The sequence below is a fragment of the Carbonatibacter coralli genome (assembly GCF_039592655.1).
GTDB classification, from domain to species: domain Bacteria; phylum Pseudomonadota; class Alphaproteobacteria; order Kiloniellales; family Kiloniellaceae; genus Carbonatibacter; species Carbonatibacter coralli.
The window spans coordinates 251,228-263,921 of the sequence record NZ_JBBUTJ010000002.1; the positions used below are offsets into that span (position 1 = coordinate 251,228).

Consider the following 12,694-nt stretch of genomic DNA (forward strand, 5'->3'; position numbering starts at 1 on the left):
CAGGCAACCATCAGCATTTGATTTCACAGGAAAACTTATTGATCCAAAGCTTTTCACAAATACATCTGGCAATCCGCTAGTCATCCTCGTCATAATCCCAATAGATATCGAAACTGCACTCCAGATTCAGTCTGCTTAAAGCGGCCATTTGCTCAGGCCAGAGGGTTGGTCCTTTCACATGGCGGGAATACCAGATGCAATTGACAAACATTTGGGTATCCGGCAATCCCTGCACCTGACGCAGTTGATCTTCCGCACCTTCAAGTTTCTGCAAAAGCCAGTCCAGATGATGACGTACATCCAGAGAAGCAACGATGTCATCTGACGTCAAACACCAGCAAGTTAATTTGGCTGTTCTTTGGCGGCCTCTGGAATTTACGATTATCTGCCCGATATTCTGACTTTCGTGAGAAGATGGAGCTATTCCCAATATTTCAGTTATCTCTTCAACTGAACAGGACGGATAGATTACCAGTTTGCAACAGGTTCTCCCACTTTTAGGGGTGTTTGCATCCAGGGGTGTATAACGAGAGCCAAGAGGTTTTTCGCTAACCATCAAACTCCTGAAAAGGCTGTAATTTTCAATAAAAGCGAAAGGTTCAATAACACAGTTGCAATACAATGGGAAGAAACCTGAAAACAGCGCCATGACTGAGGCTTTGTGAAAACAAAGTTCTCTTCAAAAGAGATCAAAAGCATACCTTGCAACAGAAAAAACAAACCCTTAAAGACAGAAATAAAATATTTACAAAACTCAATAAATCAATCAAAACAAATCCATACAGATTAAAAAACCAAAAATAAAACCAGTAATTTAATATTAAATAAATCACTAAACCTACAATGTTAGGCATTTTTTAATCGATATAAAAAATAGAATACTCACTCAGAAAAACAAAATCACACGGTGAGTTCTATGAAGCTATCAAAAAAACTGTCCCTTACATTGACACTGCTGACCTTCACTGCTGTTGCTCCGGCGCAAGCAAATGACGATCACGTCGCTCCCGCAACAGAGTTTGCCAACTCCACACTTGCAAGCTGGGTTGCCTCTGAGCAGGTCCTGAGCGCCCTGCGCGAACAGAATGCAAAACACGCAGGGCTGTCCCAGTCGGACATTGATGCAATGGATCAGCAATGGCGTTCGGAAACAGAAGCCGGCAGCCAGCCCATGATCGACGAAGTTCTCGGCAGGGAGATCTCTGCATTCCTGCGCGACAGGCAGGAAGAAACCGAAGGACTGGTTCTGGAAGCCTTCGTTATGGACAACAAGGGCCTGAACGTTGGCCAGAGCGAAGTCACATCCGACTACTGGCAGGGCGATGAAGCAAAATGGCAGAAAACCTACGGCAGCAGTCAGGCCACAGTCTTCGTTGACGAGGTCGAGGAAGACGAATCAACACAGACTTTCCTGTCTCAGGTTTCCATGTCCATCGTTGATCCGGACACGGGTGATGTTATTGGCGCGATTACAGTCGGACTGGATGTCGAGGGGCTTTGACCCCTCTTCTTCCTCCATGAAGTCCGCGCATAAAAAATCGGGTGAATGACAATGCGAAACGAGAACGACATCACAACCGGACAGAAGACCGGAAAAAACCTTTTCAAAATCAGCGTTACACGAAAGCTCGTCTTCCTGACAGCCGCCCTGTTGGCCCTGGCCTTCACAGCCCTGTCACTCATTACCCTTGAACAGCAAAAAGCAGCCATGCAGAAACAGGGGGAAGCCTCCTTGCTTCTTTCCACGGAAATGCTGGCGAAATCAATCGAAGGCGGCGTCAAATACGGCAAAGCCAAAACCATCGACAAAACCTACGAAGCCCTGACAGCACAGGACAACGCCCTGCTGGTTGGCTTCGAAGCCTTCAAACAGGATGAAAGCTCGATCACCCGCTATCAGCATGAAAGTTTCCAGAACACGGAGACTTCAAGCTCCGGTCTTGCGATCCTCTCTTCCGGCGCGCCCCACTCCCTCGAAATTCAGGACAACGCCCTGGTCATCGCCGTGCCTGTTCTCGCCCGCAAAAGCGGAGCAATCATTGGCTCCATGGTTGCAGTCTGGGACATGGGCCCCATTGAGTCCGCCCTGTCCGAGGCCAGGGAAAACCAGATCATTCTGGCGCTTGTCAGTCTCGTGATCATCTCGCTGCTCTTCGTTCTGGTATCGAACCATCTGCTGGCTCGCCCGCTGATGCGTCTGACAGAAGCCATGACATCACTGGCCGAAGGCAATCTGGAAACAGACATTCCCTCGCTCCGGCGCAGCGATGATGTAGGCGACATGGCCCGTGCGGTTCAGATCTTCAAGGACAATGCCCTGAAGCTGGAACAGGTCAAAACCGAACAGAGGAAACAGGAAGAACAGACCAGTGCAGAGCGAAAGACCACACTGAACCAGTTGGCCCAGTCGCTTGAAGACAAGACAAAAGCGGCTGTAACCTCTGTTCAGTCAGCAGCAGAGGGCCTGCAGACAACAGCGCAATCCATCAACGCCTCTGTCAATGATATCAAGGACCAGGTTGGCGCGGCCAGAGGCTCCACCGAACAGACGACATCACGCATGCAGAGCGTTGCTGTTGCAACCGAGGAACTCACCTCCTCGATCACAGAGATCGCAAGGCAGGCCGAACAGTCCGACAGCATTGCGACCGAAGCCGTCAACGAGGTGCAAAATGCCAACGAAAAGGTCGTCAGTCTCGTCGATGCAGCCGATCGTATTGGCGAAGTGGTGCGCCTGATTTCCGACATTGCCGAGCAGACCAACCTTCTGGCGCTTAACGCCACCATCGAGGCCGCGCGCGCCGGAGAGGCCGGCAAGGGCTTTGCCGTGGTCGCCAGCGAGGTCAAGAACCTCGCCAACCAGACCTCCAAGGCCACCGAGGAAATCTCCAGCCAGATCGGCGGCATTCAGAACGCCACCCAGCTCGCGGCCGAACGCATGGATGCCATCGCCGATGTCATCCACAAGGTGCAGGATATCTCCAACACCATCTCGAACTCCGTGTCCGAACAGCGCAGCGCGACAGAGGAAATCGCCCAGAACGTCAACGCGTCCTCGCAGGACTCACGCGATGTTTCGGGTTACGTCTCCGGCGTCAGCCAGCTGGCAGACAGCACCGAAGCCACCTCCGGCCAGGTCCTCAGCGCCTCGGAGCACCTGCTCGGCGAGTTCCAGAAACTGGAAAGCGAAATGCAAAGCTTCGCCAACAGCATCCGCACCGCGTAAGGCGCCTTACGCCAGAGAAAAAGCCGCGCTCCCGGGTATTCCGGGAGCGCGGCTTTTCTTTTCATCAGGTTGTGGTGGCAGCAATCACGTATCGAGGAAGCTGCGCAGCTTGCGGGAGCGGCTGGGGTGTTTCAGCTTCCGCAGGGCCTTCGCCTCGATCTGACGGATACGCTCACGAGTGACCGAGAACTGCTGACCGACCTCTTCCAGCGTGTGGTCGGTGTTCATGCCGATACCGAAGCGCATCCGCAGGACGCGCTCCTCACGCGGGGTGAGGGAGGCCAGAACGCGGGTTGTGGTCTCGCGCAGGTTCGCCTGAATGGCAGAGTCCAGCGGGATGATCGCATTCTTGTCCTCGATGAAGTCACCGAGGTGGCTGTCTTCCTCGTCCCCGATCGGGGTTTCAAGGGAGATCGGCTCCTTGGCGATCTTGAGCACCTTGCGCACCTTCTCCAGCGGCATTCCGAGACGTTCAGCCAGTTCCTCCGGCTGTGGCTCGCGGCCAATCTCGTGCAGCATCTGACGGCTGGTGCGCACCAGCTTGTTGATGGTCTCGATCATGTGAACCGGAATACGGATCGTGCGGGCCTGATCCGCGATGGAACGCGTGATTGCCTGACGGATCCACCAGGTCGCATAGGTGGAGAACTTGTAACCGCGGCGGTATTCGAACTTGTCAACCGCCTTCATCAGGCCGATGTTGCCTTCCTGGATCAGATCGAGGAACTGCAGGCCGCGGTTCGTGTACTTTTTGGCGATGGAAATCACCAGACGCAGGTTGGCCTCGACCATTTCGGTCTTCGCACGGGTTGCATCCTTCTCCGCAGACTGGACTGTCTTGACGATCCGGCGGAATTCGGAGATCGGCAGCCCGACCTCGTCCGCAATGCCGGACACGCGCTCGCGGACCTTGATGATGTCGGCTTCAAAACGGTCTGTGAACTTGTCCCAGCCCTTGGTCTTGTAACCCTTGATCTCCTCAAGCCAGTTCGGGTCCAGCTCGCGGCCGAAGTAGGCATCCAGGAATTCCTGGCGTTTCACACCGCACTTGTCAGCCTGACGCAGCAGCTTGCCTTCCAGGGACATCAGCTGCTTGTTCAGGCCATAGAGGTGATCCATCAGCTGTTCGATACGGTTGTTGTTCAGGTGAACCGTATCCATCAGCGTGACCATCTCGTGACGCAGGGCGTTGAATTCCTTCTCGACAGACTTGGAGCTTTCGTTCCCCGCCTGCAGGTTCGCCAGACGCTTGTCCTGGATTTCGGTCAGCTTCTTCTGGGTTGCGGCAATAACGTCGAAGTTTTCCAGAACCTGTGGCAGCAGGGCCTCTTCCATGGCAGCCAGGGAAACAGAGTTCTCCTCGCCATTGGAATCATCGCCGTTCTCGGCGTTTTCGCCCTCTTCACCCTCAGGCTTGTTTTCCTCTTCCTCGTCTTCATCGTCATCATCGCCGTCGGAACCCGACTGGCTGGCGATTTCGTCATCGACGTCAACCTTGCTGCTCGCACCGGACTCCTCAAAGGCAATGTCGTCATCGTTCGGACCGGACCCGTAGGTCGCATCCAGATCGATAATGTCACGCAGCAGCAGCTCGCCATTGATGAGAGCCTCGCGCCATTGCAGCAGGGAACGGATGGTCAGCGGGCTTTCACAGATGCCACCGATCATGCGCTCGCGGCCGGCCTCGATCCGCTTGGCAATTGCGATTTCCCCCTCGCGGGACAGCAGCTCGACAGAGCCCATCTCGCGCAGGTACATTCGCACGGGGTCATCCGTGCGGCCGACGTCGCTTTCCTTGACGTTACCGGTCACCGCAAGGGCGGTTTCCTCTTCCTCATCAGCCTCCGGCTCTTCCTCGTCCAGAGACTCATCGGCTTCCTCGTTCTCGACAACATTGATGCCCATATCGGACAGCAGCGCCATGATGTCCTCAATCTGTTCGGAGGACATCTCGTCGGAAGGCAGAACCTTGTTCAGTTCATCATAAGTGACGTAACCGACTTCCTTTGCCTTCGCGATCATCTTCTTGACCGCGGCAGAGGACATATCCGTTACAGGGCTGTCAGTTCCCTCTTCGCGCGCAGTGGTTGTCTGTTCAGCGTTTTCAGTCGCTTTTGTGGCCATAGAGCAAAGCACCCCAAATAGCATAGAGCGCGCCAGCCCTGATCAACAGGCAGGCACGCTGTCCTGAACGATTACTCGTCCCCTTCGAAACCTGTATTCTTTTCATTATCGTCCCGGTCCGGCTTTCCGGTGGCAGCAGTCTCTTCAGTCTGCCCCATGCCATCCAGATCAACACCGTCCAGGTCAATGGTTATTCCCACAGGTTCCACTCTCATCTGTTTATGGGCTTCATGCCTGGCAAGTGCTTCCTCGCTCAGACCCTCCGCCAACAAGGCTTCTCTCTGCTGTGCAGAGTTCCGGTTCGCCTGCTGCTCCCTGAGAATTGCAATGACGTGCGCGACGCCATACTCCGCCAAATGGCTGTCAGTGGCAGGGCGGGCAAACCGACCATGATTATATACGGAAACTGATAGCAATGTGTCCAGCATTCCGGATAAACCTCTATCCGAGAGTTGGCACTTCAGGTCTGCAGAGTCAAGGTCGGGATCACGCATAATCCGATCCAGCAGTTCCTGCAGGAAGTGATTGCACTCGACAGAGGAAAGCTGCAAAGCCCCCAGTTCCTCGGCGTATTGAGCCAGAACGGACGGGTGATTGACCAGTGCAGCGAGCAAAACCTGCTCCTGCCTGCGGGCCAGATTATTTCCCGGTCCGCTCTGCCGATCGACACCCTGCGGACGCGGAAGCCCCCGCTGGGGCAATCCCGGCCTTCCGATTCGCCCGCCCTGCCAGCCGCCCTGGCCCCGGCCTCCGCCACGATTGCCGTTTCCATAACGTCCTGAATTTCCGCCATAACCGCCATTCCACTGGTTATAGCCTCCACCGCCGCCCCGGCCCGCATGGTTTCCGCCGTAATTTCCACCGCGGGAGCCACCGCCCTTCTTTTCAGGCGCGGTCAATCCGTCAAAACGGCGCAGCATTTCCTTCTGGTATTCGTTCTTCAGATCGCCGTCGCGGATCAGCCCGATCTGCTTGCGGATATCGGACTTCAGCGCAGCGCGGCGCTCCGGCGTATCAATGGCGTGACCGGCAAGCATCTTCTTCCAGAAGACCTCTGACAGCGGTTCCGCCTTTTTCAGCACATCGCGAAAGGCCTGTGCACCTTTTTCCTGAATAAGGCTGTCGGGATCATCTCCCTCCGGCAGGGTGGCAAAACGCAGGGAACTTCCGGGCTTGAGGATCGGCAGCGCCCGGTCGATGGAACGGTGTGCGGCACGCTGTCCGGCAGCATCCCCGTCCAGACAGACGATAGGCTCCGGCGCCATGCGCCACAGCTCTGCAATCTGTTCCTCGGTCACCGCAGTGCCCAGCGGGGCCACAGCTGCAGGGAAACCCGCCTGCGCCATGGCAATCACATCCATGTAGCCCTCGGCGACGATCACCTCGCCGGACTGATGGGCCGCCTGGCGTGCGTGGGCCATGTTGTAGAGGATGCGCCCCTTGTGGAACAGCACGGTATCCGGGGAGTTGAGGTACTTCGCCTTGCTTTCGCCCAGCGCCCGTCCCCCGAAGGCGATCACCCGTCCGCGCCGGTCCGTGATCGGGAACATCAGCCGGTGGATGAAGAAATCGTAGAACTCGCCCTTCTTGCGCCGTCCGCTGTCTTCCTCGGCCTGTTTGAGCACACCGATATCCACCAGTTGCTCATCGGTAAAGCCCTTGTCATGCATGGCCTTGCGCAGCTTGCCCCGGGTGTCGGGCGCATAGCCCAGACGGAACCGTTTGATCGTCTGCTCGCGCAGCCCCCGGCGGGCCACGTAATCGCGGGCATCCTGTCCACCCAGCCCGTGAAGCTGGTCCTCGAACCAGACGCAGACCGCCTCGATCACGTCATAAAGGCTGGCCCGCTTGACCGACTTTTCCTGCTCTTCCCTTGTGGCGCGCGGCATTTCCATGCCCGCCATTTCGGACAGGCGCTCGACGGCCTCGATAAAGCTCAGTCCCTCGGTCTCGATCAGAAAGGAAACAATGTCCCCGTGTGCCCCGCATCCGAAGCAGTGATAGAAACCCTTTTCATCGTTGACCGTAAAGGAGGGCGTTTTCTCGTTGTGGAAAGGGCAGAGACCGGAATGCTCCCGCCCCTTTTTCACCAGCTTGACCTTTCGCCCCACGACAGCCGAGGCCGCAACACGCGCGCGCAGCTCGTCCAGATATTCGGGGGTGATGGAACTCATCCTGATCAAACCTGCCTGTTAAAATTTCAGAGACACCAATGCCTTACAGCACAGACATTGAAGAAAGGCCTCTGCATCGTCCTGCACAGTTATACACAGGCTGATCGCTTTGTGCAGCCGATTTGTGCATCGAAACGGATGTTGTTCTGTATGGTTTTTCACCAGCCTGCACAGGCCACCATTCCAGCGGAACAAAGCCCCGCGATCACACCTGCTGCAAAGGCCTCTCCTTTCAGTTCCCGCGGCCTTCCCCTTTCCTTTATCCCCCCATACAGGCTTTCTTTACCTTCTGCCTTTAATCTGGAGTACAACAGCTCCGATAGGGCTTGTTCCTCCGTGTCATTTCAGTATCTTGTTTGCTATGTCAAATTCCGTTCAGAAAACCCCATATTTTTTGTTTCTATTTGTTCTGGCCCTCCTTCCGGCGATATTTTCTTCCGGAACAGGCAAGGCGGGAAGCCAGACACTGACAGTCGTCAGCTTTGACATTCCCGGTGTGATCGGCACCGATCCGAACGGACTTTACAATCAGGTGCTGGCACAAATAACAGAAGAAACCGGCGTGGAATTCGAACTGGTCATTCGACCGATCAGCCGCGCCCGCAAGGAATATGCAAGCGGACGGTTTGACTGCCTCCTGCCACTGGACCCCGTTTTCGAGGGACAGCATCTGGATCACCTGCAATCCATTCCCTTCCAGCGCGCCAGAATCCATATCTTCACCCCCACAGGCGAACCGGCCCTCCGTTCTGCTGCCGACCTCAGGGGACTGCGCGTTGGCGGTCAGCTTGGCCTGCCCTATCCGCCCGAAATCGACCGGGCCATCGGGGAAGACAAGGTCAGCGACCTCCACACCCTGATGCAGATGCTCAAAACCGATCGCTTTGATGCCATCGTCGCCTTTACACCCGACATCTATCAGGCCTTCAAGCACCATGACGTCGAGCCCTTTTCCCATGACCGGGAAAACCCAGTGGGCATCTACAGGGACTCTCTGACCTGTCAGCCGACCGGACGAAACAGAACCCTGATGCAACAGGTCAACGACGCCCTGACCGGCATGGGCAGAAACTGACGGACCGGATCATCTTTCAGCAGGCGCAGAATGTCAGGCGCGACAGATTTCTTGAACCTCTGGCAGGGTTGTTCCGACTGAGAGGAGAACCTGCTTCAAAATCTCTGCGCGAAGGGACAAACCATGCCACGCCTTACAGGCACCCGCTTTCGGGCCCATGCCCTGCCTGCCCTGACCGGCCTGCTGCTCACCGTTATCTTTCTCTGCGAAGCCCTGGCGCAGGAACGCATCACATCCTTTGACACCCGCCTTGACATCCAGCCCGACGGCTCGCTGATCGTTGTCGAACGCATCGGGGTCGAGGCCGAGAACAAAAAAATCGTCCAGGGCATCTATCGCGATTTCACACTCGACATCCTTCAAAGCGGTCTTCTGTCCACCAGCGAGGGCCTCGACATTCTGGAGGTACGCCGCAACGGCCACCCCAGCCCCTATTTCACCGAACACCTGGGCAACGCCCTGCGCCTTTATATCGGCAGCAGGGGTAGTGTGATCACACAGGGACACCACCTCTATGAAATCCGCTATCACACCCGCCCGCTGATCCGCTTCTTCGACAATTACGACGAGCTTTACTGGAACGTGACAGGTCATGGCTGGGACTTCACCATTGACCGTGCCTCGGCCACCGTAAACCTGCCTGACGGAGCGCATGTGGTTCAGGCCGCAGCCTACACAGGGCCGGAAGGCTCTACAGACAACAACACCTCGCTGGGCGAACCGGATCGCTCCAGCCTGGTCTACACCACCAACCAGCGCCTGAACAAAAGCGAAGGTCTGAGCGTTGCCGTAGCCTTCCCCAAGGGTTTTGTGCAGGAACCCACACAACAGGAAAAGCTGATGCAGGAGCTGCTCACCAACCGGATCCTGCTGATCTTTGTGACGGGAATGCTGCTCGCCCTCCTCTGCTATCTGGTTGCCTGGGTTCTCTATGGACGCGATCCAGCACCCCTGCAGGTGCGCCCGCGCTTTGAACCCCCGAACGGCACCACACCGGGAAACATCGCCCACATTCGCAGCAAGGACGATGCGATCAGCGATGGCGATGAAGCCCTTGCAGCCGTACTTGTCAGTCTGGCTGTCAAGGGCTGGCTCCGCTTTGAAGACGACCCGGAGGAGGTCGAGATTACCCTGATCCGATGCCCTGAGGAGGACCGGAGTGACGATCCCCTCAACGAAGAGGAACAGGTGCTCTTTGACACCCTCTTTGACAAAAAGAAAACCATGCTGCCCGTCAACCGCAAGAACGGCGACACCCTGCGCGATGCCAGGGATGCACTGGACAGGGTCATCAAGGCCGTGGACACAAAGTGCTATTACAACAGCAATGGCCGCAAGCTCCTGCCCGGCATCCTCATCAGTGCCACCGCCGTGATTGCCGCGGTTTCCCTGCGCGGAACCTTTCAGCTTCCGGTGCTCTTTGCAATGATCTTCGCCGGTATCGGTGCGCTGGCCCTTTCCATCTCCCTCGGCACACTGGTCACACGCCTGCTGCACCCGGCCGGAAAGCCACTCCTTTCCACCGCGGCGGGGTTCATTGCCGGGGCCGTCTTCTATGGTGTCGGCGTGGCAATCGGCTTCGGCTTTACAGAGGACTTCGCAAGCCTTGTTGACATGGCCCTTCTCAGCGCTCCCATCCTGCTGCTGGGGATCTTCATCAACCTGATCGGGCAACCGACAGCCGAGGGCCTGAAACTCTTTGCCGAGATTGACGGGCTGAAACAGTATCTCGCCATGAACCAAGCCAGGCGCACAGCCCTGCATGGCCGTCCCGACATGGATGTGAAGCACTTCGAGAAACTGCTGCCCTATGCCATTGCCCTGGGCGTGGAAAGGGACTGGAGCGCCACACTCGACAGCGCCCTGCGCGCAGCTCTTTCAACAGAGACGCGTCGCACGGGCTATGACCCGCGCTGGAGCGGCAACCGGCATAGCACCCCGGTTGACATCGCAGCCCTCACAGGCGCCCTGTCCATCGGCCTCAGCAGCGCCACCTCTTCCTCGACCTCCTCTTCCGGTTCCGGCGGTGGCGGTTCCTCCGGCGGAGGCAGCGGCGGTGGTGGTGGCGGTGGCTGGTAGAACAAAACCAAAAAAAGGCAGAGCCCCGAAGCTCTGCCTTTTCGCATCTCGCAGGATGGAAATCCGAAGACCTAGACCAGTTCGGCCTTTACGACGCCGCTGGCCTTGCCGAAGTCCATCTGGCCGGCGTAGCGGTCCTTGAGGACGGCCATCACCTTGCCCATGTCCTTGATGGAGGCGGCTTCGACCTCTGCGATCACTTCGATCACAGCGGCTTTGGTGGCCTCTTCATCCATCTGCTGTGGCAGGAAGGCTTCAATCACGGCCACTTCGGCCTTTTCGCGGTCGGCCAGCTCGGTGCGACCGGCCTTTTCATAAAGCTCGATAGAGTCACGGCGCTGGCGGACCATTTTCTGGAGCATCTCCAGAATGGCATCCTCGCCCAGCTGATCCTGCCCTTCGCCGCGCGCTGCAATATCCCGGTCTTTCAGGGCCGCCAGGATCAGACGAACTGTCGAGAGACGTTGCTGATCCTTCTCGCGCATCGCGGTTTTCAGGGCATCATTCAATGTGCTGCGTAGCATCACAGGCTCCGTATGGGGTGAGAAAGGGCCGACATTATCGCATTTGGGAATAAATGGCAAAGAGCTTTTTATTTGTTAAGATATTGATTTTAAAAGATATTTTATTTTTTCTAAAACTTGACCTCGGGGGTGAGTGCCTATATATAAAGCATTCAGCCATACTGACGCGCTGAGCGCACACGTCTGCCTGAAGGACAGCCCCATGCCACATTCGACAGATTTGCACACTCCCGAAAATTCTCTCGGGGGCAATGATTCCACACGCCTGCCCATCAAGCCCGAAGGAACAACAGCCGTTCTCGTTCTGGAAGACGGCAGTGTATTCTGGGGCCGCGGTCTGGGCCGACAAGGGGACGCTGTTGGAGAAATCTGCTTCAACACCTCCATGACCGGCTATCAGGAAATCATGACCGACCCGTCCTACGCCGGACAGATCATCACCTTTACCTTCCCCCACATCGGTAATGTGGGTGCGAACGGCGAGGATGTAGAAACCCTCACCGAGCCAGCCTGTCTGGGCGGGATCTTCCGCATGGATGTCACCCAGCCGTCCAACTGGCGTGCAAGCCGCACGCTCAACCAGTGGCTGGAAGAACAGAACCTCATCGCCATCGCCGGGATCGACACCCGCGCGCTGACCCGCCGCATCCGCGACAAGGGCGCGCCGAACGGATGTGTCGCCTACAGTGAAAAGGGCGAGTTCGACCTCGAGGCCCTGCAGAAAAAGGCCGCCGACTGGCCGGGCCTGAAGGGCATGGACCTCGCAAAGGATGTGACCAAAGACGACCAGCCGAACTGGACGGAAAAACGCTGGACCCGCACAGAGGGCTACACCAGCGAAGCCGATGCGCCCTTCAAGGTTGTCGCCATCGACTTCGGCGCCAAACGCAACATCCTGCGCTCTCTCTCCTCCCAGGGGTGCGAGGTTACGGTCCTGCCTGCGAACGCAACAGCAGAACAGGTCCTCAGCCACAATCCGGATGGCGTGTTCCTCTCCAACGGCCCGGGTGATCCTGCGGCCACCGGCGCGTACGCAATCCCGATGGTTCAGGACCTGCTCAAACATGAGGACCTGCCGATCTTCGGCATCTGCCTCGGTCACCAGATCATGGCCCTGGCACTGGGTGCGCAGACCACCAAGATGCACCTGGGTCACCGCGGTGCGAACCACCCTGTGATGGATCACACCACAGGCAAGGTGGAAATCACCAGCCAGAACCACGGCTTCATGGTCGACAGCAAAACCCTGCCGGAGACCGTCGAGGAAACCCACGTTTCGCTCTTTGACGGCACCAACCAGGGTCTTGCCATAAAGGGGCGTCCGGTCTTCTCGGTCCAGTACCACCCGGAGGCCTCCCCCGGTCCGCAGGACAGCCAGTATCTCTTCAAGCGTTTCCGCCAGAACATGGAAGAGCGTCGCGCCAAAGCGTGACGCTCTCCTTTCATGCTCCGCAGCGAATGAACGCGCGGGTGAACAGCAACAGCAGCCTTA

Annotated in this window: 9 protein-coding genes; 5 read left to right on the top strand and 4 right to left on the bottom strand. The window is 56.9% G+C overall.

Annotated features, from left to right (window positions below; all coding sequences use genetic code 11):
* Positions 1 to 76 precede the first annotated feature (76 nt).
* Positions 77 to 649, bottom strand: a complete 573-nt coding sequence (locus AAAH10_RS06650) for a DUF4279 domain-containing protein (RefSeq protein ID WP_343561832.1) — start codon at positions 647 to 649, stop codon at positions 77 to 79.
* 267 nt (positions 650 to 916) lie between these two features.
* Here AAAH10_RS06650 and AAAH10_RS06655 point away from each other — a divergent pair, with 267 nt between their 5' ends.
* Together AAAH10_RS06655 and AAAH10_RS06660 are read left to right on the top strand one after the other, a co-directional pair.
* The gene (locus AAAH10_RS06655) at positions 917 to 1,501 is read left to right on the top strand and encodes a hypothetical protein (RefSeq protein ID WP_343561834.1); all 585 of its coding nucleotides are present in this window, start codon (positions 917 to 919) and stop codon (positions 1,499 to 1,501) included.
* Between the two features lie 51 nt (positions 1,502 to 1,552).
* Positions 1,553 to 3,226 carry a methyl-accepting chemotaxis protein gene (locus AAAH10_RS06660; RefSeq protein ID WP_343561836.1) on the top strand — a complete coding sequence of 558 codons (1,674 nt, stop codon included), beginning with the start codon at positions 1,553 to 1,555 and terminating at the stop codon, positions 3,224 to 3,226.
* 84 nt (positions 3,227 to 3,310) lie between these two features.
* Here the strand turns inward: AAAH10_RS06660 and rpoD are convergent, their stop codons facing one another.
* Together rpoD and dnaG are read right to left on the bottom strand one after the other, a co-directional pair.
* On the bottom strand, positions 3,311 to 5,350 hold the full coding sequence (gene rpoD, locus AAAH10_RS06665) for an RNA polymerase sigma factor RpoD (protein ID WP_343561838.1): 2,040 nt from the start codon (positions 5,348 to 5,350) through the stop codon (positions 3,311 to 3,313).
* Between the two features lie 71 nt (positions 5,351 to 5,421).
* Positions 5,422 to 7,524, bottom strand: coding sequence for a DNA primase (gene dnaG / locus AAAH10_RS06670; RefSeq protein WP_343561839.1), 2,103 nt, complete (start codon positions 7,522 to 7,524; stop codon positions 5,422 to 5,424).
* A gap of 394 nt (positions 7,525 to 7,918) precedes the next feature.
* On the opposite strand from dnaG, the gene AAAH10_RS06675 reads away from it, so the two are divergent.
* Both AAAH10_RS06675 and AAAH10_RS06680 read left to right on the top strand, forming a co-directional pair.
* Positions 7,919 to 8,599, top strand: a complete 681-nt coding sequence (locus AAAH10_RS06675) for a substrate-binding periplasmic protein (RefSeq protein ID WP_343561840.1) — start codon at positions 7,919 to 7,921, stop codon at positions 8,597 to 8,599.
* 123 nt (positions 8,600 to 8,722) lie between these two features.
* Complete coding sequence (locus AAAH10_RS06680) at positions 8,723 to 10,678, top strand: DUF2207 domain-containing protein (protein ID WP_343561842.1); 1,956 nt, start codon at positions 8,723 to 8,725, stop codon at positions 10,676 to 10,678.
* A gap of 71 nt (positions 10,679 to 10,749) precedes the next feature.
* Here the strand turns inward: AAAH10_RS06680 and AAAH10_RS06685 are convergent, their stop codons facing one another.
* Positions 10,750 to 11,202 (bottom strand): GatB/YqeY domain-containing protein, encoded by a 453-nt coding sequence (locus AAAH10_RS06685; RefSeq protein ID WP_343561844.1) that lies wholly within the window; start codon positions 11,200 to 11,202, stop codon positions 10,750 to 10,752.
* A gap of 202 nt (positions 11,203 to 11,404) precedes the next feature.
* Here AAAH10_RS06685 and carA point away from each other — a divergent pair, with 202 nt between their 5' ends.
* On the top strand, positions 11,405 to 12,634 hold the full coding sequence (carA, locus tag AAAH10_RS06690) for a glutamine-hydrolyzing carbamoyl-phosphate synthase small subunit (protein ID WP_343561846.1): 1,230 nt from the start codon (positions 11,405 to 11,407) through the stop codon (positions 12,632 to 12,634).
* Positions 12,635 to 12,694 lie beyond the last annotated feature (60 nt).

Excerpts from the sequence above, each read along its gene's own strand:
- AAAH10_RS06650 (WP_343561832.1), bottom strand. The coding sequence starts at position 649 with ATGGCGCTGTTTTCAGGTTTCTTCCCATTGTATTGCAACTGTGTTATT.
- AAAH10_RS06655 (WP_343561834.1), top strand. The coding sequence starts at position 917 with ATGAAGCTATCAAAAAAACTGTCCCTTACATTGACACTGCTGACCTTC.
- AAAH10_RS06660 (WP_343561836.1), top strand. The coding sequence starts at position 1,553 with ATGCGAAACGAGAACGACATCACAACCGGACAGAAGACCGGAAAAAAC.
- rpoD (WP_343561838.1), bottom strand. The coding sequence starts at position 5,350 with ATGGCCACAAAAGCGACTGAAAACGCTGAACAGACAACCACTGCGCGC.
- dnaG (WP_343561839.1), bottom strand. The coding sequence starts at position 7,524 with ATGAGTTCCATCACCCCCGAATATCTGGACGAGCTGCGCGCGCGTGTT.
- AAAH10_RS06680 (WP_343561842.1), top strand. The coding sequence starts at position 8,723 with ATGCCACGCCTTACAGGCACCCGCTTTCGGGCCCATGCCCTGCCTGCC.
- AAAH10_RS06685 (WP_343561844.1), bottom strand. The coding sequence starts at position 11,202 with ATGCTACGCAGCACATTGAATGATGCCCTGAAAACCGCGATGCGCGAG.
- carA (WP_343561846.1), top strand. The coding sequence starts at position 11,405 with ATGCCACATTCGACAGATTTGCACACTCCCGAAAATTCTCTCGGGGGC.